At 65.2% G+C, this 23,894-nt stretch carries 22 protein-coding genes; 11 read left to right on the top strand and 11 right to left on the bottom strand.

The window, feature by feature from the left end:
• Positions 1-44: 44 nt before the first annotated feature.
• The 5 genes from ABID37_RS01360 to ABID37_RS01340 all read right to left on the bottom strand — a co-directional run bounded on the left by ABID37_RS01360 (position 45) and on the right by ABID37_RS01340 (position 5,304).
• Positions 45-1,358 carry a CynX/NimT family MFS transporter gene (locus tag ABID37_RS01360; protein ID WP_354192169.1) on the bottom strand — a complete coding sequence of 438 codons (1,314 nt, stop codon included), beginning with the start codon at positions 1,356-1,358 and terminating at the stop codon, positions 45-47.
• The gene (locus ABID37_RS01355; RefSeq protein ID WP_354192168.1) at positions 1,355-2,032 is read right to left on the bottom strand and encodes a FadR/GntR family transcriptional regulator; all 678 of its coding nucleotides are present in this window, start codon (positions 2,030-2,032) and stop codon (positions 1,355-1,357) included. Before ABID37_RS01355 ends, ABID37_RS01360 begins: the two co-directional genes overlap by 4 nt.
• Before the next feature lie 106 nt (positions 2,033-2,138).
• Positions 2,139-2,819, bottom strand: coding sequence for a hypothetical protein (locus ABID37_RS01350; RefSeq protein ID WP_354192166.1), 681 nt, complete (start codon positions 2,817-2,819; stop codon positions 2,139-2,141).
• Positions 2,816-3,442 carry a LysE family translocator gene (locus tag ABID37_RS01345; protein ID WP_354192165.1) on the bottom strand — a complete coding sequence of 209 codons (627 nt, stop codon included), beginning with the start codon at positions 3,440-3,442 and terminating at the stop codon, positions 2,816-2,818. Before ABID37_RS01345 ends, ABID37_RS01350 begins: the two co-directional genes overlap by 4 nt.
• Before the next feature lie 275 nt (positions 3,443-3,717).
• Complete coding sequence (locus ABID37_RS01340; RefSeq protein WP_354192164.1) at positions 3,718-5,304, bottom strand: trimethylamine methyltransferase family protein; 1,587 nt, start codon at positions 5,302-5,304, stop codon at positions 3,718-3,720.
• A 263-nt stretch (positions 5,305-5,567) separates the two neighbouring features.
• On the opposite strand from ABID37_RS01340, the gene ABID37_RS01335 reads away from it, so the two are divergent.
• Entirely contained in the window at positions 5,568-6,269 is a 702-nt protein-coding gene (locus ABID37_RS01335) for a corrinoid protein (protein WP_354192162.1), read from the top strand.
• A 62-nt stretch (positions 6,270-6,331) separates the two neighbouring features.
• Here ABID37_RS01335 and ABID37_RS01330 read toward each other — a convergent pair whose 3' ends face one another.
• Entirely contained in the window at positions 6,332-6,460 is a 129-nt protein-coding gene (locus ABID37_RS01330) for an EncA/B family entericidin (protein ID WP_354192161.1), read from the bottom strand.
• 91 nt (positions 6,461-6,551) lie between these two features.
• On the opposite strand from ABID37_RS01330, the gene ABID37_RS01325 reads away from it, so the two are divergent.
• From ABID37_RS01325 to ABID37_RS01295, 7 genes are all read left to right on the top strand, one after another.
• Positions 6,552-7,193, top strand: a complete 642-nt coding sequence (locus ABID37_RS01325; protein ID WP_354192160.1) for a DUF1638 domain-containing protein — start codon at positions 6,552-6,554, stop codon at positions 7,191-7,193.
• On the top strand, positions 7,190-7,759 hold the full coding sequence (locus ABID37_RS01320) for a DUF4893 domain-containing protein (RefSeq protein WP_354192159.1): 570 nt from the start codon (positions 7,190-7,192) through the stop codon (positions 7,757-7,759). The genes ABID37_RS01325 and ABID37_RS01320 overlap by 4 nt, the downstream gene beginning before the upstream one ends.
• Before the next feature lie 247 nt (positions 7,760-8,006).
• Positions 8,007-8,309 carry a virulence factor gene (locus tag ABID37_RS01315; protein WP_354192157.1) on the top strand — a complete coding sequence of 101 codons (303 nt, stop codon included), beginning with the start codon at positions 8,007-8,009 and terminating at the stop codon, positions 8,307-8,309.
• Between the two features lie 100 nt (positions 8,310-8,409).
• Entirely contained in the window at positions 8,410-8,973 is a 564-nt protein-coding gene (locus ABID37_RS01310) for a methylenetetrahydrofolate reductase C-terminal domain-containing protein (protein ID WP_354192449.1), read from the top strand.
• Positions 8,970-10,067 (top strand): methylenetetrahydrofolate reductase, encoded by a 1,098-nt coding sequence (locus tag ABID37_RS01305; RefSeq protein ID WP_354192156.1) that lies wholly within the window; start codon positions 8,970-8,972, stop codon positions 10,065-10,067. The genes ABID37_RS01310 and ABID37_RS01305 overlap by 4 nt, the downstream gene beginning before the upstream one ends.
• A 64-nt stretch (positions 10,068-10,131) precedes the next feature.
• Positions 10,132-11,112: a methyltetrahydrofolate cobalamin methyltransferase gene (locus ABID37_RS01300; protein WP_354192155.1), complete on the top strand. Its 981-nt coding sequence runs from the start codon at positions 10,132-10,134 to the stop codon at positions 11,110-11,112.
• 55 nt (positions 11,113-11,167) lie between these two features.
• Positions 11,168-13,273 (top strand): ASKHA domain-containing protein, encoded by a 2,106-nt coding sequence (locus tag ABID37_RS01295; RefSeq protein WP_354192154.1) that lies wholly within the window; start codon positions 11,168-11,170, stop codon positions 13,271-13,273.
• On the opposite strand, the gene ABID37_RS01290 is transcribed toward ABID37_RS01295, so the two are convergent.
• Positions 13,270-14,169 (bottom strand): LysR substrate-binding domain-containing protein, encoded by a 900-nt coding sequence (locus ABID37_RS01290; protein WP_354192153.1) that lies wholly within the window; start codon positions 14,167-14,169, stop codon positions 13,270-13,272. The genes ABID37_RS01295 and ABID37_RS01290 overlap by 4 nt on opposite strands.
• Positions 14,170-14,321: 152 nt before the next feature.
• Here ABID37_RS01290 and ABID37_RS01285 point away from each other — a divergent pair, with 152 nt between their 5' ends.
• A complete protein-coding gene (locus tag ABID37_RS01285; RefSeq protein WP_354192152.1) occupies positions 14,322-14,522 on the top strand; it encodes a hypothetical protein in 201 nt (66 codons plus the stop codon).
• A gap of 249 nt (positions 14,523-14,771) precedes the next feature.
• Positions 14,772-15,710 (top strand): GlxA family transcriptional regulator, encoded by a 939-nt coding sequence (locus ABID37_RS01280; RefSeq protein ID WP_354192447.1) that lies wholly within the window; start codon positions 14,772-14,774, stop codon positions 15,708-15,710.
• 23 nt (positions 15,711-15,733) lie between these two features.
• On the opposite strand, the gene ABID37_RS01275 is transcribed toward ABID37_RS01280, so the two are convergent.
• The 4 genes from ABID37_RS01275 to ABID37_RS01260 form a co-directional block, all read right to left on the bottom strand.
• The gene (locus ABID37_RS01275; protein WP_354192151.1) at positions 15,734-16,582 is read right to left on the bottom strand and encodes a DUF1194 domain-containing protein; all 849 of its coding nucleotides are present in this window, start codon (positions 16,580-16,582) and stop codon (positions 15,734-15,736) included.
• Between the two features lie 119 nt (positions 16,583-16,701).
• Entirely contained in the window at positions 16,702-19,263 is a 2,562-nt protein-coding gene (locus tag ABID37_RS01270; RefSeq protein ID WP_354192150.1) for a GcvT family protein, read from the bottom strand.
• Positions 19,264-19,488: 225 nt separating this feature from the next.
• Positions 19,489-19,752 carry a hypothetical protein gene (locus ABID37_RS01265; protein ID WP_354192149.1) on the bottom strand — a complete coding sequence of 88 codons (264 nt, stop codon included), beginning with the start codon at positions 19,750-19,752 and terminating at the stop codon, positions 19,489-19,491.
• Between the two features lie 141 nt (positions 19,753-19,893).
• A complete protein-coding gene (locus tag ABID37_RS01260) occupies positions 19,894-22,371 on the bottom strand; it encodes a mechanosensitive ion channel family protein (RefSeq protein ID WP_354192148.1) in 2,478 nt (825 codons plus the stop codon).
• Between the two features lie 251 nt (positions 22,372-22,622).
• Between ABID37_RS01260 and ABID37_RS01255 the strand changes: the two genes are divergently transcribed.
• Complete coding sequence (locus ABID37_RS01255; RefSeq protein WP_354192147.1) at positions 22,623-23,804, top strand: pyridoxal phosphate-dependent aminotransferase; 1,182 nt, start codon at positions 22,623-22,625, stop codon at positions 23,802-23,804.
• The last annotated feature ends 90 nt before the right edge of the window (positions 23,805-23,894 follow it).

The following is a 23,894-nucleotide window of genomic DNA, read 5'->3' as shown; positions in this document are numbered from 1 at the left end:
CGTTTGGCCATTCCTTGGGTATCGGCGAAAATTTTTTCGGAAAATCAGGTTTTGCGGTCGTCGAGCTTCACCGTCCGCGCACCGACATGCAGCGCCCGGCCCGCACCGGCCCCGGCCAGCCCGGCGCCCAGCCCCAGCGCCACGATGAGCAAGGCCGCCGCATCGAAACTGCCGGTCCAGCTCCTGATCAGCCCCAGGAACAGCGGCCCTATCGCCGCCAGCACATAGCCGACGCCCTGCGCCATGCCCGACAGATGCGCCGCGACATGCGAATCCGACGACCGCAGCACGATGACAATCATCGCCGCCGCAATCAGCCCGCCCTGCCCGATGCCTTGCAGCACGGCCCAGAACAGCACCGACCACGCGGGCGCGAACATCAGCCCGATCAGGCCGATGGTGGCACAAGCCACCAAGGCAATGTTGACGCCGCGCTGGTTCCTGCGCCGCACCGCGAAGGACGGCACCCCGAGGCAGGTCACCACCTGCACCATGACCGACAGGGAGACGATGCCGCCGGCAACCGTCGGTTCGAAGCCGCGTTCGCGCAGCATCGGCGCCAGCCAGCCGAACACGCAATAGGCCAGCGCCGATTGCAGGCCGGTGAACAGCGTCACCTGCCAGGCCAGCCGGTCGCGCCACAGGCCCTCGACCCGAAAGCCGGTATGGGCGGCCTGCGGCTTCACCCTCAGCGCCTGCGGCACGAAGAGGGCCAGCATCAGGATCGCCGGCACCGCCCAGGCGGCCAGGGCAGCCTGCCAGGAGCCCAGCACATGCTCCATCGGCAGGGTAAGGCCGGCCGCGGCCGCGGAACCGGCACACAAGGCCATGGTGTAGAGACCCGTCATGATGGCCGCGCTTTCGGGAAAGTCGCGCTTGACCACACCGGGCAGGAGCACATTCGAGACGGCGATCGCGGCACCGGCGGCAAAGGTGCCGAAGAACAGCAGGGATACCGAATCGAATCCGCGCAATCCCGTGCCGAGCGCCAGCAGGACCAGCGCCCCTGCAAGGGTACGCTCGGCACCGAAGCGTTGTGCCAGCCGGGGCGCGAAGGGCGCGAACACCCCGAGGCACAGCACCGGCAAGGTGGTCAGCAGGCTGGCCCCGACCGTCGACAGGCCGGTGTCGCGGATGACTTCCGGCAGCACCACTGAAAGCGACGAAAACAGCGGCCTGAGGTTGAAGGCGATCAGCACGAGGCTGGCGGCGAACAGCAGCTTGGCCGCGCGGCTGGCGAATTTCGGCGGCGACGGCGGCGGCAGGCTGTCGGCCTCGGCATCGACGAGTTGTTCATCGAGCGCGTTGGCCGCTGCGTGGGAGGCCGACGCGCCGGGGAGCGAAGTGCTTATGGTCATGAAGAAAGAAGCCGCCCGAGTTGGAGGAGGATGGGCGCCATGAAGACGCGGACAGAAGCGGCGGCTCGGTCGGGGTCGCCGGAGGCGATGGCCTCCACGATCTCGGCGTGGGCCTGCGTATCGGGCTCAGGCACTTCTCCGCGCAGCGTGGACTTTATGGCGTCGGTGATGGCGGCGGTGAAGAAATCGTAGATCTCCACCATGGCCTCGTTGCCGGACGCCTGCACCACCGCACGGTGAAAGGCTATGTCGCGCTGCACGAAGACCTCGCGTCCGACCTCCGCCACCGTCCGGCGCTCGGCCAGCAACTTGCGCAGCCGCGCGATGTCCTCGGGCTTATGCCGCAGCGCGGCCAGCCGGGCGGCCTCGACATCCAGCAAGGCCCGGACCTCCCACTGGTCGCGCAGGCAGGTCTGGCGGACGCGGTCGAGCGCGGCGGCGGGGTCGGCCGTCGCCCGCACATAGGTGCCCGAACCCTGCCGGGTTTCGAGCAGGCCTTGCGAGACCAGCGCCCGGACGGCTTCGCGCACGGTTCCGCGGCTCACGCCCAGCATCTCGACGAGCGTCGCTTCATTGGGGATGCGCTCGCCGACAGTCCACCGGCCGCCCGTAATCTCGGCACGCAGATTGCCGGCCGCGCTGTCGGCCAGATTGGTTCGGATCGCCTGTTTCATAGGATCATCAAATCATCAGATGACTTTCCCTAATGGCGACGCAGACCGGTGTCAATCGTCAAAACTGTGCCGGCAAGCCGCCGGCAAAACAGCGCCGCCTCGGTGCTCAAGCCGGCGGGGCAAAAGCGGCCATATGAAAGGCCTGGACCTCGGCGGGATAGCGATAGGCCAGCCCGTGCGGACAGGCATTGCGGTCGAGGCAACCGCCGGTCATGCAGCGCTCGCCCTGCGCGCCGCGCACATGCGCGAGGCAGGCGGCATAGTCGAAACCGGCTGGCGAATAGGCATTCGCCGGACAGGCTTTCAGGCAAGGTTTTCCGATACATAAGTCACAAAGGTGAATCACCTTCTCAGCCTGCCGGATCGGAATTTCATGGTCGAACAGCAGGGCCCCGCGATAGGCGTGCCAGAGCCCGTATTCAGGATGCATGAGGATGCCGAGCGGCGACGGCTTCAACCCTTCGGCCCGCATCGCCCATTGCTGGAACGGCAGGAACGGCCGGTCATTGGGCGAAACCGCGCGTGCGCCGAACCGCCCGGCAACGTCGCCGATGACCTCGCGCGACCAGCTATCGAGCGGATTTTCACGAATCTCGGGCCGTGCCTGCCGCCAGCGCAGGAAATGCGGCCAGGGTTCCGCGCCCGCCTGCCCGACAAGAAGCACCGCACGCGCCGGCCTGCCCTCCGGGCCGGGCGGTGCATCTTCCCCGACACTGAAATTGAAGCCGCCGCGCAGCAACAGCCCATGCGCGGCAAGTGCGTCCTTGATCAGCCCGTCATAGGTCACGGCGTCAGCGGGTTGCGGCTGTCGGCGAGGATGCGGCCGCCGATCAGGATGAAGCACGCGCCAGCCATCCTTTCGATCCAGTGCCGGGCACGGCCGAAGCTGCGCATGACCGGCGCCGACGACATGAACAGGCTGACGATGGAATACCAGATCAGCGAGCTTGCCATGACCAGCGCGATCATCGTCGCCATCAGCCAGCCGGGCGTCGCCGCCGTCACCGAGGTGGCGAACACGGAGGCGAACAGCACGATGGCCTTGGGATTGGTCAGCGTCACGCCGAGGCCGAACAGCAGCGGGTTGCCGCCCCTCGCCTGCCCGTCAAGCTTGACGGTTTCCGGTTTGGCGAACAGCAGCTTGATTCCGAGATAGACGAGATAGGCACCGCCGGCGACGCGGATCAGCCATGCCAGCCATTCGAAACGCACCAGAACCGCCGAAAGCCCCGCAAGGCCCAGCGTGGCATAGAAGCCGAGCCCGATCGACACGCCGAGGGCGGTGAGCAGGCCGGCCCTTGCACCGCGCGTCATCGAAGAGCGCACCACGCCGATGAAATCCGGCCCCGGCAGGATGAGGGCTGGGATGAAGATGGCGAAGACACTGACAAGGACAACGGTCGGCTGCATGCTGAAACCCTCCGGATCGCCATGCGTTCGACACGGCACAAAGGCGATCCACCACTTTGATCGGACATCGAACCGGACACCGGTTTCTCCACATCCCGATGCTCGGAAACCCCGAGAAGAAATCACCGGGCGCGCGCGCCTGCAAGCAGGAATTTCAGCCCTGCCCGGCCGCCTTCGGCCCCATGCTATTTCCGTTCCGGATCGGAGAAAGCGCTCCGCCAGACTTCCTTGTGGATGATGTTGGCCACTTTAGCCCGGCCTGTCTCGGGCTCCTTTCAAGTGAAGGCGTCCGGCATCGACTCCTTCTTGCGGGCCATGAAGTCCTTCAGGCCGTCGTCGATGCCCGGATCGAGGAACGGCGCCTCGTAGCTTTCCAGCCAGTGCCGTGCGAGCTGGTTGGCGCGCTGCGGCGCGGTCTTCTCGCCTTCCGCCAGCCACTGCTCGTAGGAATTGTTGTCGGCGATGGACGAACGGTAGAACGCGGTCTGGAAATTGGCCTGCGTGTGGTCACAGCCGAGATAATGGCTGCCCGGCCCCACCTGGCGGATCGCGTCCATGGCCTGCCCGTTCTCGGACAGGTCGACGCCCTCGCAGAACTTCTGCTGCATGCCGAGCTGGTCGATATCCATCATGAACTTCTCGTAGCAGGAGGCCAGGCCGCCCTCCAGCCAGCCGGCCGCGTGCAGCACGAAGTTGGTGCCGGCCAGAACCGTGGAATTGAGCGTATTGGCGCTTTCATAGGCCGCCTGCGCGTCCGGAACCTTGGAGGCGCACAGCGAGCCGCCGGTGCGGAACGGCAGGCCGAGCCGCCGCGCGAGTTGCGCCGCGCCATAGGAAACCAGCGACGGTTCGGGCGTACCGAAGGTCGGCGCACCCGACTGCATGGATATGGACGAGGCGAAGGTGCCGAACAGCACCGGCGCGCCGGGCCGCACGAGCTGGGTAAAGGAAGCGCCGGCCAGAACTTCGGCGAGCACTTGAGTCAGCGTACCGGCAACCGTCACCGGGCTCATCGCTCCGGCAAGGATGAAGGGCGTGACGATGCAGGCCTGGTTGTGGCGGGCATAGACCTTGGCCGCGCCCAGCATGGTCTCGTCGAACACCATCGGCGAATTGGCGTTGATGAGGCTGGTGAGCACCGTGTTGTTCTCGACGAAATCGTCGCCGAACACGATCTTGGCCATGGCCACCGTGTCCTCAGCCCGTTCCGGCGCGGTGACGGAACCCATGAACGGCTTGTCCGAGTAGCGGATATGGGAATAGACCATGTCCAGATGGCGCTTGTTGACCGGCACGTCCACCGGCTCGCACACCGTGCCGCCCGAATGGTGGATCGACGGCGCCATATAGGCGAGCTTCACGAAATTGCGGAAATCCTCGATCGTCGCATAGCGGCGGTTGCCGTCGAGGTCGCGCACGAAGGGCGGGCCGTAGACCGGCGCGAACACGGTGGCCTTGCCGCCGATCTGCACCGAGCGCTCGGGGTTGCGCGCATGCTGGACATAGGTGGACGGCGCGCTCTTGAGCAGCGACCGGCACAGGCCCTTGGGGAAGTGCACGCGCTCGCCGCGCACGTCGGCGCCGGCTTGCTTCCACATCTCCAGCGCCTCGGCATCGTCGCGGAAGATGATGCCGGTTTCCTCGAGCACCGTGTCGGCATTTTTCTCGATCAGCGCCAGACCTTCCTCGTCCAGCACCTCGTAGACGCCCATCTTGCGGGTGATGTAGGTGAGCTGGGTGCCCGGCCCTCCGCCTGAACGCGCCGCCCGGCGGGCGGCCGCGCCGCCGCCGGCACCGCGGCCGGCGCCACGCCCCCGACGCCCGCCTGCCGCTTCCTGATCGACTGCCGCACTATCGCTCATGGTTCTGTTCCTTGAAAGCTGCGCCGGCCGCGCAGGCCGCCGCTCCTTGCCGGATCGTAGTCATGGCCCGTGCGCGAAACGGCCACACAGCGCCAAGGACTGTCGCAAAATCGACACAAGCCCGGGCCATTTCCCGGTCGCTTTCCCATTGTCGGAAGTCGCAAATCAGCCATGGCGGAAACCACGCCGGCTGTAGGTATTGGGAAGCGATCATTGCCCGTGACAAAGGCGGCAACTGGGGCGCGGCAACCTGGAGTAGGACTATGGCCGACGACGACGAGATCATCCTTTCCGAACTGTCCGACGACGAACTCGTCCAGCAGATGCATGACGACCTTTATGACGGACTCAAGGAGGAGATCGAGGAAGGAACCCAAATCCTCCTGGATCGCGGCTGGATGCCCTACAAGGTGCTGACCGAGGCGCTGGTGGAAGGCATGCGCATCGTCGGCGAGGATTTCCGCGACGGCATCCTGTTCGTGCCGGAAGTGCTGCTCTCCGCCAATGCCATGAAGGCCGGCATGGCCATCCTGCGCCCGCTTCTGGCCGCCACCGGCGCGCCCAAGCAGGGCAAGCTGGTGATCGGCACGGTCAAGGGCGACATCCACGACATCGGCAAGAACCTCGTCGGCATGATGATGGAAGGCGCCGGCTTCGACGTCATCGATCTCGGCATCAACAATCCGGTCGAGAAATACCTTGAGGCGATCGAGGAGCATCAGCCCGATATCGTCGGCATGTCGGCCCTGCTCACCACCACCATGCCCTACATGAAGGTGGTCATCGACACGATGAAGGAAAAGGGCATCCGCGACGACTACGTGGTCCTGGTCGGCGGCGCGCCGCTGAACGAGGAGTTCGGCAAGGCCGTGGGCGCCGACGCCTATTGCCGCGATGCCGCCGTGGCGGTGGAGACGGCCAAGGACTTCATGAACCGCAAGCACAATCTGCGCGCTTCGGCCTGACGCATATACGGAAAAGGCCGCTCCTTGCGGCGCGGCCTTGCCGTTCCCAGATAGGGAAAAGGTCAGTTGACGGTGTCCTCGACCGCATTGGCGGTCGACTGGACGTCCCGTCCCACTCCGCGAACGGTATTGGCGCAGGCGGCCAATGCAAGGGCGCAGATGAGGACGGCAACAGGCGCAAGACGTGACATGAATGGTGTCTCCCTCGTTCGGTAGTTTCGCCTGAATCCAACGAAAAGCGGTCGTACTGGTTCCATGGCAACCGCGCAAAAACAGGAAAGAATGCCTGGGGCCCGCCCCGAGCGGGTGCTCGTCATCGCCTGTGGCATGATCGCGCGCGAGGTGCTGGCCGTTAAGGAGCAGCTCGGCCTCGGCCACCTCGATCTCACCTGTTTGCCGGCGGAATACCACTTCTACCCCGACCGCATCGCGCCGGCCATGGACGAGGCCATCGAACAGGCCAGGTCCGAGGGCTACCGGCACATCTTCGTCGGCTATGCCGATTGCGGCACCGGCGGCCTGCTTGACCGCATCTGCGAGAAACATGGCGTGGAGCGCATGGCGGGGCCGCACTGCTTTGCCTTCTATCAGGGGCTGGAGGCCTACGCGAAGGTCGGGGACCTGGACATGATGTCGTTCTACATGACCGACTTCCTGTGCCGGCAGTTCGAGGCGTTCTTCATCAAGCCGCTGGGCCTCGACCGCCACCCGGAATTGGTTGCCGACTATTTCGGCAACTACGAGAAGCTGATCTATCTGGCCCAGACAGACGATCCGGCGCTCGACAAGGTGGCCGAGAACGCCGCCAGAATGCTCGGCCTTGCCTATGAGCGGCGCTCCACCGGCTATGGCGATCTTGTCCCCGGCCTCGCGCAGGCTACTTCTTCGGTAGCGGATGGGCGCACCGGACAGGACGAACCATGAAACTTGCCATTCTGACGCTCGCTTCGGCGCTCGCCACCACCCCGGCCCTTGCCGATGGCGAGGTGCAAAGGCTCATTACCGCCGCCGACAAGGCCCGGCTCGAAAATTATGAAACCACGCGCGAGGCGGCGCTGAAGGAGGCCCGCGGCGGTAACCCCACCGATGTCGCCGTGCTGGACGAACTCCTTGCCCGTCCGACCGTGAGTTTCTCTGACAAGGAACTGACCGGCGACTGGCAGTGCCGCACCATCAAGGCGGGCGGCCTCGGCGCACTGGTCGTCTATGGCTGGTTCCGCTGCCGGGTAACCGACGACGGCTCCGGCTGGATGCTGGACAAGACCAGCGGCTCGCAGCGCACACGCGGCCGCCTCTACGACGATGGCGAAAAGCGCGCCATCTATCTCGGCTCGCTTCGCTATAACGACGATCCTGCCGTGGACTATGCCGCCGATCCCGAGATGGATCAGGTCGGCTATGCGTTCCGCACCGGCGCCGACCAGTGGCGGATCGAATTCCCCCGGCCCCAGCGGGAATCCCTGCTCGACATCCTCGAACTGCGGCGCTGAGCTTCTGAGCCCGCCGTTCGTACCGGGCATGACCACGGTGCGTTCGGGGCCACATCGTGCAGTTCGGCAAGCCGTTTTCCTTTTTGCGGCATCACGCTCAGCGATGTCGCATTCAGCGTCGTTTTTGAATGGTCGCGCGTCGTCCCATGAGAAGCGGGATCATGCCGGTTGCGGCAATGCTCGGAGCCAGAGCATGTCTCCCCGATGCAGGGCCAAGGACATGTGCCGAAACACAAGAGTGCTGCCCATGGCTGATCTGGTCGTCCTCTACTGGCGCGATATCCCCGCCCAGGTCATCGTTCGCAAGGGGCGCCAGAACGCCAAGCGCGAGTTGTCACTGCGCTTCACCGAAGCGATCGACATGGCCGCGATGCGGTCCGGGGCGGCGGAGAGCGGCGACTATCTCGCCGAATGGCGCAAGGCCGACCCTGTCCCGGTCGGCGACGACCTGGATGCGGAGGCCGACAAGGCGGCGGCGGAACTCGAGGCGCAATATGACCGGGAGCGGCTGGTCGCTCTTGCCAAGGCCGGCGGCAGGGAAAATGTCTGATACCCCGATCCAGCCCGCCTCGACCACGGCGACCGGTCCCGCCACCGATGCCCCGCCAGTGATTCCGCCGACGGCGACAGGCACGACGACGCAGGCGACCATGGTGAAGAAAACCGCGCCGAAGAGCGACTACAAGCCGGCCGACGTGTCGCCGCAACGGCGCGTGCAGCGTTCCTATTCGGTGCGGCTGTGGTCGATCCGCCATTCGCGCCTGCTGGAGTGGGTCTATGCCCGCTTCGCCGATACCTTCCTGACCCTGCATCCGCTGTGGAAGGCGATCGGCTATGGCCGCGTCGAGGCCCCGGTCAAGTTCGTCGAGAAGCGGGTGAAGGGCTTCATGTTCGATTGCCGCATGTGCGGCCAGTGCATCCTCTCCTCGACCGGCATGTCGTGCCCGATGAACTGCCCCAAGCAGTTGCGGAACGGGCCCTGCGGCGGCGTGCGCGCCAACGGCAATTGCGAAGTCGAGCCGGACATACCCTGCGTCTGGGTCAAGGCGTGGGAAGGCTCGCGCAACATGGTGAAGGGCGACGCCATCCTCAACGTGCAGAACCCGGTCGACCAGTCGCTGCGCGAAACCTCGGCCTGGCTGCGCGTCACCGCCCAGGCGGCCGCCGCCCGCGAGCAGGCCCGCTCCGCATCGCCTCCCGGAGCCACGGCATGAGCGATCCCTCCCGCCATCCCGACGAAAACCCGGCCGGCGCCCACCTGCCGCTGGAGCCACAGACCGGCCATTCCTCGCGCGGCAGGCTGGAGCGAGTGCTGCGGCGCGGCGAATTCGCGGTGACCACCGAACTCAATCCGCCCGACAGTGCCGATCCGGAGGACGTCTACAACCGGGCAAAGATCTTCGACGGCTGGGTCGACGGCATCAACGCCGTGGATGCCTCCGGCGCCAACTGCCACATGTCGTCGGTCGGCATCTGCGCCCTGCTGACCCGCATGGGCTATGCGCCGATCATGCAGATCGCCTGCCGCGACAAGAACCGCATCGCCATCCAGGGCGACGTGCTGGGTGCGGCCGCCATGGGCGTGGCCAACATCCTGTGCCTCACCGGCGACGGTGTGCAGGCCGGTGACCAGCCGGGAGCCAAGCCGGTCTTCGACCTCGATTCCATGTCGCTGCTGGAAACGATCCGCGTCATGCGCGACAACGGCAAGTTCCTGTCCGGCCGCAAGCTGACCACGCCGCCGCAGGTCTTCCTCGGCGCCGCCGTCAACCCCTTCGCCCCGCCCTTCGACTTCCGCCCGATACATCTGGGCAAGAAGATCGCCGCCGGCGCGCAATTCGTACAGAGCCAGTATTGCTTCGACGTGCCGATGTTCAGGGAGTTCATGCAGCGCGCCCGCGACCTCGGCCTGACCGAGAAGGTGTTCATCCTGTGCGGCGTCGGCCCCCTCGCCTCGGCCAAGACGGCCAAGTGGATCCGCTCCAACGTGCCCGGCATTCACATTCCCGACTCCGTCATCAAGCGGCTGGAAGGCGCGCAGGACCAGAAGGCGGAAGGCAAGCGCCTGTGCATCGACATCATCAACGAGGTGAAGGAAATCCCCGGCGTTTCCGGCGTGCACGTCATGGCCTACCGGCAGGAGGAATATGTCGCCGAGATCGTCGATGAATCGGGCGTGCTGAAGGGCCGCCGGCCCTGGAAGCGCGAGGCCCGCGCCGACGATGCGCTTGTCGCGGAGCGGCTGGAACATATTCTCGGCGAAGACGTGACCGAAAAGCAGGTGGACATGGTCAAGAGCGCGCACTGAAACCGGCGGCTTGCGCGCCCGCCGTTACGAGGCTCAACAAGACACTCTCAATGGAGATATTTGCATGACCCGCACGATCGTCGCCTCGGCGACCAGGGAAATCGTCATCGGCTTCGACCAGCCCTTCTGCGTCATCGGCGAACGCATCAACCCGACCGGGCGCAAGAAGCTCGCCGCCGAGATGATCGAGGGCAATTTCGAGACCGTGAAGAAGGATGCGCTGGAGCAGGCAGCCGCCGGCGCCACGATGCTCGACGTCAATGCAGGCGTCACCGCCGTCGATCCGAACGCCACGGAACCCGCCCTTCTGGTGCAGACGCTGGAGATCGTGCAGAATCTCGTCGACCTGCCTCTGTCCATCGATTCCTCCGTGACGGCGGCCATCGAGGCCGCGCTGAAGGTCGCCAAGGGCCGGCCGCTGGTCAACTCCGTAACCGGCGAGGAGGAGAAGCTGGAAGCCATCCTGCCGCTGGTGAAGAAATACAACGTGCCGGTGGTCGCCATTTCCAACGACGAGACCGGCATTTCCATGGACCCCGACGTGCGTTTCGCCGTGGCGAAGAAGATCGTCGAGCGCTGCGCCGACCACGGCATCCCCGCCCATGACGTGGTGGTCGATCCGCTGGTGATGCCGATCGGCGCGCTGGGCGATGCCGGCCGTCAGGTGTTCGCCCTGCTGCGCCGTCTGCGCGAGGAACTGAAGGTCAACACCACCTGCGGTCTTTCCAACATCTCCTTCGGCCTGCCGCACCGCCACGGCATCAACGCCGCCTTCATCCCCATGGTCATCGGCGCCGGCATGACCTCGGCCATCATGAACCCTTGCCGTCCCCAGGAAATGGAGGCCGTGCGCGGCGCCAACGTGCTGGCCGGGACGGACAAGGACTGCATGACCTGGATCAAGACCTACAAGGACTACAAGCCGGGTGTCCACGTCGCTCCCGCGCCTGTGGCGGTCAACGCGCCGTCGGCCGATGGCGCGGCATCGGCCGGCAATGGCGGACGCCGGCGCGGTGGGCGCGACGCGCGCCGGGCGGCGGGCTAGGAAATAATTTAATGCTCGTCCGGGCTCTCGCGGAACCGGTCCGCAAGAAGTCCGGATGAGAGCAATTCAGGTAGCAGGCAGGCAGGAATTGAACGCACCGCTCAACAAGACCGACCCACTCGTGCTGTTCATGCCGTCCGGCAAGCGCGGGCGTTTTCCTGTGGGAACCCCAGTCCTCGATGCCGCGCGCCAGCTCGGCGTCTATGTGGAAAGCGTGTGCGGCGGTCGCGCCACCTGCGGCCGCTGCCAGATCGAGGTGCAGGAAGGCAATTTCGCCAAGCACCAGATCGTCTCGACCCTCGACCACATATCGCCCAAGGGGCCCAAGGAAGAACGCTACGAGCGCGTGCGCGGCCTGCCCGAAGGAAGGCGCCTCTCCTGCTCGGCCACGATCCAGGGCGATCTGGTGGTGGACGTGCCGCAGGACACGGTCATCAACGCGCAGGTGGTGCGCAAGGCCGCCGTCGACCGGCACATCGACCGCAACCCCGCGGTCCAGCTCTGCTATGTCGAGGTGGAAGAGCCCGACATGCACAAGCCGCTGGGCGACCTCGACCGCATGAAGCTGGTGCTGGAGAAGGACTGGGGCTGGAAGGACCCGCTGATCGCCGCCCATATCGTGCCGCAGGTGCAGGCCATATTGCGCAAGGAGAACTGGGGCGTCACCGTCGCCATCCACCGCGACATGGACATTTCGCGTCCCTTCATCATCGCCATGTGGCCGGGGTTGAAGAACGAGGCCTACGGCATCGCCTGCGACATCGGCTCGACCACCATCGCCATGCATCTGGTGTCGCTGCTTTCGGGCCGCATCGTCGCCTCCTCCGGCGCGCCCAATCCGCAGATCCGCTTCGGCGAAGACCTCATGAGCCGCGTCTCCTATGTGATGATGAACCCGGACGGGCGCGAAGCCATGACCAAGGCCGTGCGCGAAGCCGTCAACGGCCTGATCGGCAAGGTGTGCGAGGAAGGCGGCGTTGACCGCCACGACATTCTCGACGCCGTGTTCGTGGCCAACCCGATCATGCATCACCTGTTCCTCGGCATCGACCCGACCGAGCTCGGCCAGGCGCCCTTCGCGCTCGCCGTTTCAGGTGCCATGCACTATTGGGCGCATGAACTCGACATCGACATCAACCGTGGCGCGCGCCTTTACACCCTGCCCTGCATCGCCGGCCATGTCGGGGCCGACGCGGCGGGCGCGGCCCTGTCGGAAGGTCCCTATCGCCAGGACAAGATGATGCTGCTGGTCGATGTCGGCACCAATGCCGAGATCATCCTCGGCAACCGCGCGCGCGTCGTCGCCGCCTCCTCGCCCACCGGCCCGGCCTTCGAGGGCGCGGAGATTTCATCCGGCCAGCGCGCCGCCCCCGGCGCCATCGAGCGGGTGCGCATCGATCCCGATACGCTGGAACCGAAATTCCGCGTCATCGGCGTCGACAAATGGTCCGACGAGGCAGGCTTCGAGGAAGCCGCCGGCGCGGTCGGCGTCACCGGCATCTGCGGCTCGGCCATCATCGAGGTGGTGGCGGAAATGTATCTGTCCGGCATCATTTCCGAGGACGGCGTGATCGACGGCGACATGGCCGCGCGCTCGCCGCGCATCTTCCAGAACGGCCGCACCTTCTCCTATCTGCTGCGCGACGGCGAGCCCCGCATCGCCGTCACACAGAACGATGTGCGCGCCATCCAGCTCGCCAAGGCCGCGCTCTATGCCGGCGTCAAGCTGCTGATGGAAAAGCAGGGCATCGATCATGTCGACCTGATCCGCTTCGCCGGCGCATTCGGCTCCTTCATCGATCCGAAATACGCCATGGTGCTCGGCCTGATCCCCGATTGCGACCTTGCCGACGTCAAGGCGGTGGGCAACGCTTCGGGCACCGGGGCGCTGATGGCGCTGCTCAACCGCGACCACCGGCGCGAGATCGAGGACGAGGTAAAGAAGATCGAGAAGATCGAGACCGCGCTGGAGCCGCATTTCCAGCAGCTCTTCATCAACGCCATGGCGCTGCCCAACAAGGTCGATCCATTCCCGAAGCTTTCCGAGGCGGTGAAGCTGCCGCCGAGGAAGACACCGAGCGAGGGTGACGGCGACATGTCCGCAGGCGCCGCGCCGCGCCGCCGCTCGCGCGAGGAACGCGCCGCCCGCCGCAGGGGTTAGAGCTTACCGGTCTGGCGCAGCACCTCGAAGGTTGCCCTGATATGGTCGGCAACCGCCTTGACCGGCGCGCTGGCCTCCGGCGCCACCACCATGGCCAGTGAATAATTGCCGATGTCCGGCAGGCCGTCGGCAGGCCCGAGCTCGACCATGTCTTCGCCCAGGAAAGACTTGGGCAGCGGCGCCACCGCAAGATCGGCCATGATCGCGGCCCGCTGGCCGGCCGTGTGCGCACTCATATAGGCGACGCGGTAATCGCGCCCTTCCCTGCCGAGCGCCTCGAGCGCACCGGCCCGCCACACACAGCCCTCTTCCCAGATCGACACCGGCAGCGGCTCGCGCATATGGGCGCAGCCGCCCTTGGCGCCGGCCCACACGATCGGTTCGGTGAGCAACACTTCAGCGCTGTCGGCGCTCGCCTTGCAGGAATTCGTCAGCAGGGTCAGGTCGAGCGCCCGGTCGTCCATGCGCCGGCGCAGGTTGACGCTCTGGTCGATGGTCACATCGACGGCGATGGCCGGGTGCGACTGGGCGAAACGCTTCAGCACATGCGGCAGCACCCGCTCACCGTAGTCGTCCGGCGAACCCAGCCGCACCACGCCGACGATGTCGGGGATGATGAACTTGGACACCGCCTCGCGATTGATCGCCAGCATGCGCCTTGCATAGCCGAGCAGCATCTCGCCATCGGTGGTCAGCTTCACCGAGCGCGCATCGCGCGAGAACACCGAACGGCCCAGCACGTCTTCCAGCTTCTTGATCTGCATGGAAACGGCTGAGGGCGTCCGATAGACCGAACCTGCAGCGGTGGTGAAGCTTCCCGTCTCGGCTATGGCCACGAAGGTGCGCAGCACATCAAGATCGAGCAGCGGCAGGGGATGATTGAGGGGAGCGTTCATCGATCCAACCTTCAGTATTTCTGAACACAAAGATCATTCCATTTCGTTTGATTGAACATCAAACACGCCTCATAGTCAACTCCATCAAGACAGGGCCGGCGGTTCGCCACCTCCCGCAGACGGGCCGCCAAACGCGAAGAAAGGAGACAGACATGCTCGCACTGCCCTTCATCACCCGCACCGTGCACAATTTCACCACGGCGCGCGCCCGCCACAAGACAGAGCGCCTGTTGCGGGCCCTGCCATTGGAAATCCAGAAGGACATCGGTTGGCCGGAAGCCGCCGATTCAAGGATCACCACGATGGAGGTTGCTTCCGCCAACAGCCTCGGCATCTTGGCCAGGCACGGCTGAATGGCTGCCGCCAATACTTGGAACGCCATTATTGCCGCACTTGCGGCCTCCGCCGGCTCGCCAGCAGGGACGAGCCGGCGAAATATCTTGTTACCGACATCCTACCCGATTGACAGGAAATAATTTTCCTGATGACGCTATGCTGTAAGCGACGTTCCACACGCGCCTTGGCACCGGGAGGGTACCTTGAACGCCGTAAAGCAGCCGATCAAAAGATCCTTCGTCTTCTTTCTCGTGCCCGACTTCACGATGATCGCCTTTGCGACGGCGCTGGACCCGCTGCGTTCGGCCAACCGCATGCTCGGCTACGAAGCCTATAGCTGGCGCCTCGCCAGCCTCGACGGCAAGCCGGTGCGCGCCTCCAACGGGGTGGAATGCGCGGTCGACACCTCGCTGGAGGAAGAGCGCAAGAAGATGTCCGGGCCGGACCGGCCCTCCATGGCCATCGTGTGCAGCGGCCTCGACGTCGAGAAATATTACAACAAGTCGGTCTTTGCCTGGCTGCGCGAGGAATACAATCGCGGCGTGGCCATCGGCGGCCTGTGCACCGGCGCCCACATACTGGCGGCCGCCGGCCTGCTGTCGAACAAGCGCTGCGCCATCCATTGGGAGAACCTGCCGGGCTTCTCCGAAGCCTTTCCCAAGGTGAACGTGTTCGCCGACCTGTTCGAGGTCGACCAGAACGTCTACACCTGCGCCGGCGGCACCGCCGCGCTCGACATGATGCTCAAGCTGATCGGCGAGGATTTCGACGAGAACGTCGTCAACCGGGTCTGCGAGCAGGTGCTGACCGACCGCGTGCGCAGCCCCACGGATCGCCAGCGCCTGCCGCTGCGCGCCCGTCTCGGCGTACAGAACTCCAAGGTGCTGACCATCATCGAACTGATGGAAGCCAACCTCTCCGAGCCGCTGTCGCTGATCGAGATCGCCGATCATGTCGACCTGTCGCGCCGGCAGATCGAGCGTCTGTTCCGTTCCGAGATGGGCCGTTCCCCGGCACGGTACTATCTGGAGATCAGGCTCGACCGCGCCCGCCATCTGCTGATCCAGTCGTCCATGCCCGTGGTGGAGGTGGCCGTCGCCTGCGGGTTCGTCTCGGCCTCGCATTTCTCCAAATGCTACCGGGAGCTTTATGCACGCTCGCCACAGCAGGAGCGCGTCGACCGCAAGCAACTGGTCGCGGCCTGAAGCTGCGGCTTCCCGGCTGGAGCCTATTGCGCGTCCATCATCCAGTAGCGGTTGCGCCACATCTTCTCACCGGCAAGGCAATCGCTGTCCGACATCGCCTGCGCCAGGATCACCGGCGGGTTGGACAGTTCGGCATGCTCGGTCAGGGGCGGCGTTGCCGCCAGTTCCAGCACCAGCTTGCGCCGCACCGCCTCGGGGAACTGGGTCCAGTCGTTGACCGGGATCATGAAGGCGCCCGGCCCGCCGATCACGCAATTGGAATAGTAGCGGTCGAGATTGGCGATGTCGTAGCCGGAATCGAAACCGCCATTGGTCATCAGCGGCAGCCCGTTGATGGTGATGCCCTGCTTGACCAGCCGGTCGCGGATCTCCGTTACCGGCCCGCCCTGGTTGTTGGGGCCGTCGCCGGAAATATCGATGACCCGCTTCACCCCTTCGAAACCGCTTTCGGCGAACAGGTCGCCCCCGAATTCCAGCGCCGCCGATATGGAGGTGCGCCGCGCGCTGTTGGGCGGATGCACGGAAAGCTGCGCCGCCACCCGCTCCGCATCCTGCCTGTTGGCGATCACCGTCCAGGGCACGACGACATGCTGGGTGGTGACGCCCGCCCACTCCATGTAGGAGACGGCGATGCGGCCATGCGCGCCATCGGCGATGGCCTGAAGGACACTGTCATGGGTAAGAGCGGCGGCATAGCCGCGCCGCTGGATTTCCAGCTCCGCCGGCGACATCGACAGCGATACGTCGACGGCCAGCACCAACTCGATATCGACCGGTTCCGCCTGGGCCGCTCCCGCGCCATAAAAGACCGCGACCGCCAGCGCCGCGCCGGCTGCCAAGGCATGTCGTGCATTGTTCCACAAGGCAGACATGGCCTGAAACTACGCCAGATTGCATCCGGGTAAAAGCAAGGCCCTTGCCGGCGCCCGGTATCTCCCATCACATTTTTGCGAGTGGGATGGACTGCGGCGTCAGCCCACCCCTTGCTCGATCAGCTTCGCGGCTTGAGGTTTTCCGGGTCGTAGAGCGGCTTGTAGCCGACCGCGGCGACCTCGACCGGATAGGTTTCGCCGAAATATTCGACCGCCAGCTTGCGGCCTTCCTGGCAGTAGCTCCACGGCAGGTAGGCGAGCGCGATGTTCTTCGCCAGAGTGGGGCCATAGGCCACCGAGGTGGTGAAGGAGCGGCGGCCGAGTTCGTCGACAAGCGTCTCTCCGCTCGCCGGGTCGATCACCGGCATATTGCCGACCGGATAGCGCGCGACACCCCTGGCATCGACATTGTCGCTCATCACCAGCGTGCACAGCATCGCCGGCTGATGGTCGCGCGCCTTGTATTCAAGATGTTTCGCCTTGCCGCAGAAATCCGCTTCCTTGACTTTCGGGCGGGCAAGATCGGCCTCCAGCAGGTTGTATTCGGTCAGCAGGTCGGCATTCTGCAGGCGCAGGCTCTTCTCCATGCGCCGCGTGTTGGCATAGGTTTCGACGCCCACGGCAATGACGCCGGTCGAGCGCAGCGCATCCCATACGGCCAACCCGTCCTCATAGGCCATGTGCAGTTCCCAGCCCTGCTCGCCGACATAGGAGATGCGGAAGGCGGTCACGTCCTTGCCGGCGATGCGGATCGGCTTGATGGCGGCGAAGGGGAAATTCTCCTGCGAGAGCCCATCCGGATCCTCGACCACCTTTTGCAGAGTCACGCGGGCATTCGGCCCCCAGATGCCCAGCGTGATGTATGTCTCGGTCACGTCGGTGACGGTGACGTCGAAACCCTTATCCTGCGCCACCCGCTTGATGTAGTTGAAGTCGCGCGGCCCGGCGTCGGCGCCATCGACGACACGGCAGCGATCAGCCATGCGGAACACCGTCAGATCGGCGCGCACCATGCCTTCCTCATCGAGGAAGTGGGTGTAGATGCCCTTGCCGATATTGGCGTTGCCGCCGATCTTCGCCGCGCACAGCCATTCCATCAGCGCCACGTGATCGGGGCCTTCGACATCGTACATGGCGAAGTGCGAGAGGTTGATGATGCCGCAATCCTCGCTCAACGCCAGATGCTCGGCATTGGAGACGCGCCAGAAATGGCGGTTGTCCCATTCGTTGGCGCGCACCGGCACGCGGTCACCATACTTCTCGAGCAGATGCTCGTTGGCAGCATAGCCATGGGCGCGCTCCCAGCCGCCCAACTCCATGAAATAGCCGCCCAGTTCCTTCTCCCGCTCATGGAAGGGCGAGCGGCGGATATTGCGGCCACCGGAGAACGGCTCGCGCGGATGAACGGCCGGATTGTAGACCTTCATCGCCGTTTCGGTGCAACGCGCGGCAATGAAGTCTTCCTCAAGCTGGAAGGGCTGGAATCGGCTGTAATCGATGCGGTTATGGTCGATGGGCGTGCGGCCGTCCGTCATCCAGTCGGCGATCAGCTTGCCCATGCCGGGGCCGTCCTTGACCCAGATGCCGACGGCATACCACAGCCCCCTCACCTTCTGGCTCTCGCCCATGGATGGGCCGCCATCGGTAGTGACCTGAAGCAGGCCGTTGAAGGAATGGCTTTCGTTGTAGCCCAGTTCGCCGAGGATCGGCGTCAGTTCCATGGCCCGCTCCAGCGGCGCCAGGATCTGGTCCATGTCGAGGTCGCGCTGCGAGGGCGAAAGCCGCGCCTCCTCCTTCTCGAGCAGGTCGCGCGGATGAACGAGGCGGGGGTTGGTCTCCTCGTAGTAGCCCCACTCGATCTGGCCGCCCTCTGCGGTCTTCGGGTCGCCCGTGTCGCGCATATAGGCCGAGTTGCCCTGGTCGCGCAGCAGCGGCCAGCCGATCTCCTTGCCGGTGCCGGCGAACTCGTTGTAGGGGCCGAAGAAGGTCAGCGGATGGTCGATCGGCATGACGGGCAGGTCCTCGCCCGCCATCTCGGCGATCAGCCTGCCCCACAGGCCGGCGCAGACCACCACATGGTCGGCCATGATCGTGCCGCGGTCGGTCACCACGCCCTTTATGCGCCCGCCCTCGATGACCAGCGAACGCGCCGAGGTGTTGGCGAAGGCCTGCAACTTGCCGGCAGCGACGCCCTGGTCGACCAGCTTGCCGGCGACCGTCTGCGAACGCGGGATGACAAGGCCGGCATCGGGGTCCCAGAGGCCGCCCTGAACCATATCCTCTTCGATGAGCGGAAATTTTTCCTTGATTTCGGCCGGCTCGATGAGGCGGGCGCGGGTGCCGAAGGCCTTGCCCGAAGCCACCTTGCGCCTGATCTCGTCCATGCGGGCGTCGTCGCCGACACGGGCGACCTCAAGGCCGCCGACACGCGCATAGTGGCCCATCTTGTCGAAAAATTCGATGGAATAGAGGGTCGTCCAGCAGGACAGGAAGTCGTGGCTGGTCGTGTAGCAGAAGTCGGACGCATGCGCGGTCGAGCCGATGTCGGTCGGGATGCCGGACTTGTCGATGCCGACGATATCGTCCCATCCGCGCTCGATCAGGTGATGGGCGACAGACGCACCCACGATACCGCCAAGACCGATGATGACGACCTTCGCCTTTTCCGGAAAACCTGCCATTGCCCGCGACTCCACAAAGTGCTGTTGCGACGGGACTATAGGGCGAGACAGGGACCGGCCGCAGCCTGTTTGCGACACGCCCCGCATACAGCGCGACGACGCCCTCGCCCGTTGCGGCCGGCCGGGCGGCCTGCCGAGAGGCAACAACGCCCGGACCGCAAAAAGGCCGGGGCGGGCCCGGCCTTGTCATTTCTCAGCAGGCGTGTCGCGATAGGGCGCTTCGGCCTATTTGACGCGGGCGACGCCGCCCGAAATTTCGACTGTTTCGGAGCCGGTCAGCGCTTCGAGATCGCCATTCGGCAGGGTGACGAAGCAGCCGCTGGCGCAGAATTCGACCGTTTCGCCGGCGCCAAGCGTGAGTTCACGCTTGCTGCTGCCTTCGGTCACGACCAGCGTGCGCGGTTCCGAGTCCTTGTTAACGGCGCTGGCGGCCAGCGCGCTGCCGGCCATGGAAAGAAGGACCGGCACGGCGATCAGCGATTTCCACATTGCGTTTCCGGTGTCACCACCGCCCCTGTTTGCCATTTGCAAGGCATTCCCGCCATTGCAGGCAGCTTATAGGAGAACGAAGCTGAACCGCAACTGAATGCCTCATTCATGTCGCAATCGGGTGTACCGGGGTGCTTCGGCTCATGCAGGATCGGGCTTGCGCGGCCGCCTGCGCCCTTTTTGCGCCTTCTCTTCCTCGGCCTTCAGCCGCTCGCGCTCGGCGAATTCCGCCTCCGTCTTGTCGTCGTCATGCGGCCAGGGGTCCAGCTTCGGCGGCTTGTATTCGGCCCGTGGCGTGGACGGGATTTCGATCCCCTCGCGATCGAAGGTGTCGAGGATCGCGAAGCGGATGTCGTTCTGCACGCTGCCGCTGGCGGTGATGTCGGCCAGGAAGAACCGTATCTCGAATTCGAGTGCAGCCGGGCCGAAATTGGTGAGTTGCACGAAGGGTTCAGGGTTCTTCAGGATGGCGGGATTCCCACGCGCGATTTCGAGCAGGATTTCCTGCACGCGCCTGGCATCGCTGCCATAAGCCACGCCGACCTTGATCTCGACGCGCCCGAGCTTGTTGCGATGGGTCCAGTTGCCGACCGCGCTGTTGATCAGCTCGGAATTCGGCATGATGACCGATTGCCGCTGGAAGGTTTCGATCTCGGTGGCCCGCACGCTGATCTTCTTGACGGTGCCGCTGACGGCGCCGGCCACGATCCAGTCGCCCACCTTGAACGGCCGCTCGGCCAGCAAGATCAGGCCGGAGACGAAGTTCGACACCACGTTCTGCAAGCCGAAACCGATGCCGAGCGACAGGGCACCGGCGACCAGTGCGAGGCTGGAAAGGTCGATGCCGGCGGCGGAGATGCCGACCAGCGCAGCGATCGCTATGCCCGCATAGCCGACGGCAAGGCGGATCGAATTGCGCACGCCGGCATCGACCTTGCCGCGCGCCATGACCGAGCCGTCGAGCCAGCCCTGGAACCAGCGGGTGAGGAAAAACCCGATGGCGAAGACGAGCACGCCGCTGAGGATGCCGACGAGGGATATGGTGACCGAGCCGATGCTGAAGCCCGTCGCCAGCTTCTGCGCCCAAGCCTGGATATCGCCGGGCTGGAAGCCCCACATGAACAGGGTCAAGGGCAGGAAAAGAAGTAGGATCAATATGTTGAGAAGAACACTTAGACCGAGCCCGATCTGATCCACCGTGGTCTCGTCGACATAGCCCTTGCTCATCATCCAGCGGCCCAGCCAGGAGCCGCCGAGCCCGCCCTCCTCGCCGATGGCGCTGGCGCACAGGAAACCGATATAGGCGGTCACCAGAATTGTGCCGGTCATCACCACCTGCAGCGACACGAAGATGGAAAAGCCGATATAGCCGAGCAAGGCCGCCGCGATCGTCACCCCTCCGATCGCGAACAGGGAATAGCGCAGCCACGCCGGCCACGGCTTCCAGCCTCCGTCTTCCGCCCGAAACGGCTTGACCAGCCCGATCAGGACGAGGATGACGCCGACGACAAGGGCGGCAAGGAAGCTGCGCGCGATGGTCAGCGACAGCGGCGACGACATCTGGTCGGCCACCTGCGACAGGAAGTTGTTCAAGGCGACCGCAATCGCCATGGCCGTGCCGAGGCGCACCAGCCAGCGGGCGGCCCGCGATTCCACCGGCACCAGCCGCCAATGCGGCAATTTCGGCGCGAGCGCGGCATTGGCAAGCCGGTTCACCAGGAAGATGCCCACCACCATCTGTATCGCCGCCCGCAGATAGAGGCCGATGTCGCCGCGCAGCACCTGATAGGAATTGAAGAAGAAATAGGTGGCGGCCAGGAACACGGCGAGTGCGGTGGTGGGCAGCAAGGTGGACCAGAACGCCACCGACAGGCGGGTGAGATAAGGCGGCTCCTCGACCGCCGGATCGGCTCTGTAGAGACCGCCCACGAGGCGCCGGCCACCGACCAGAAGCACCACGGCCGCGATGAAGGCCATGAAGGTGGCCGCGACCATGGCGTTGAACTTGTACTTGATGGCGAAGGATACCCAGGAGGCGATCGCGCTGTTGAACCTGGAGAATTCGGCGCCGGTATCCGAAAGCGTCTTGCCGCTCAGCGTCTCGTTGAGCGTGTAGCGCCGGGTCAGCATGTTCCGGAACAGGTCCCTGCGGATGACCGCGATCTGCTCGATCAGCCTGTTGGAACGCAGCGACAGGTTCTGGGCGGTGGCGATGACGCCGTTGATCTCGGTCTTCTCGGCGGACAGCGCCTGCCGCTCCTGCGTTACCGTTTCCGCTTCCGGCGGCTGACCGTCCGCCGGCGGCGCTCCCAACTGCTCCAGGCGCGCATTGATCTCGGCCAGCCGCGGCTTGAAGGCCAAGGCACTCTGCAGCGCATCGGCCGAGGCCGTTTCGAGCTGGAGCCGGATGCGCACCAGATAGGCATCGTCGTCGCCATGCGCGGCGATGTCCTTCTCCAGCCCGTCGAGCGTGGTCGTCAGCGCATTGAGCGTTCCTTGCTGATCCGCGACCAGTTGGGCCGAGGCTGCCGCCGCCATGTCCTGCGCGACGGCAGAATTGGGAACCGCACACAGCACGAGAAACAGCGCCAGAAGAGAGCGGGCAATCTGCAAGAGCATGTCCGGTCCGGATCCCGTTGGTGTGTCAGCAGCGGCTGCCTTGCAGCCGGCGCAGTCGGGCCATTGATAAAGACCAGCGGCACGACCGGCAAGTTACCAGCCTGCCGGGCCCCTTGGCCGGCCGCAGCCCTATTTGCAAAAAGCAGCGCAGGAATGGCGGCATTTTCATCTTTGCGATAAAAGCGGCCCAATCATTCGAACAGGCCGGCCGCCCATCGCGGCGCAGCCGACAGGATCACCGCAGAGTAGAAATGCCCATACCTTCATCGCGAATCACCAGCATCTCGCCGTCCGGCAAGGATGGCTGGGAAGTCCACGTGGCGGCCATGACCCGCCGCAATGCCGGCGAAGACATCGTCGTGCTCTCGGTCGGCGACCATGACTTCCACACGCCTGCCGAAACCGTCGAAGCCTGCGTCCGCGCCGTCCGCGAGGGCCGCCACCATTACACGAACCTTGCCGGCATTCCCCGCCTGCGCGCGGCCATGGCACGCCTGTCCACCCGCAGCTCGGGCATCGAGACGCCGGCCGGGCAGGTCATCGCCACGCCGGGCGGCCAGGCGGCGCTCTATGCCGCCGTTCAGGCGACACTCGACGCCGGCAGCCATGCCGTTGTCGTTGCGCCCTATTACGCTACCTATCCGGGCACCTTCCGCGCCGCCGGGGCCGAGTTCACCGTGGTCGAAACCCGCGCTGCCGACGGTTTCCAGCCCGATGCCGGCGCAATAGAGGCTGCCGTGCGCCCAAACACCCGCGCCATCCTCATCAACACGCCCAACAATCCGACCGGCGCCGTCTACACCCGCGCGGCGCTGGAGGGCATCGCGGACCTGTGCAGGCGCCACGATCTGTGGCTGCTTTCGGACGAGGTCTACTGGACGCTCGGCGCTTGCGAGCACCTGTCGCCCCGCGCCCTGCCGGGCATGGCCGAACGCACCATCGTCATCAACTCCATGTCGAAGAGCCACGGCATGACCGGCTGGCGCATCGGCTGGCTCACCGCACCGGAGCAACTGGTCGGCCTGCTGACCGGCTTCAACCTGGTGTCCACCTACGGCCTGCCGGACTTCATTTCCCATGCCACCGCCGAGGCCATGGAGAACGATTACGGCGTGGCGGAAATCGCCGCCCGCTATGCCGGCCGGCGCACCGTCTTTCTCGACGCCATACGCGGCGCCAACCAGATCCAGGTGCGCGGCTCGGAAGGCGGCATGTATGTGATGCTCGACATATCGGCCATCGAGCCGGACGACGAGGCCTTCGCCTGGGCATTTCTGGAAAGCGAGAAGGTCAGCGTCATGCCGGGCTCCAGTTTCGGCGAATCGGCCGCCGGCCACATCCGCATCAGCCTGTGCAAGCCGGAACCGGTCTTGCAGGAGGCGGCGGCACGGCTGCTCCGCTTCATCTCGACCTATCGAAGGAAAGCCGCCTGACCGTTGGCTGGGCGCATCCGCGTCGACACGATCCTTCGGAAACGGTAGTGATGGACCCGGCCAGACAACCGGAGCGAACGAAAGGGCCTC

Source organism: Aquamicrobium terrae (assembly GCF_040545735.1).
Lineage (GTDB): Bacteria > Pseudomonadota > Alphaproteobacteria > Rhizobiales > Rhizobiaceae > Mesorhizobium > Mesorhizobium terrae_A.
Note: the sequence above shows the minus strand (reverse complement) of the source record. Positions and strands in the feature narration are given on the sequence as shown.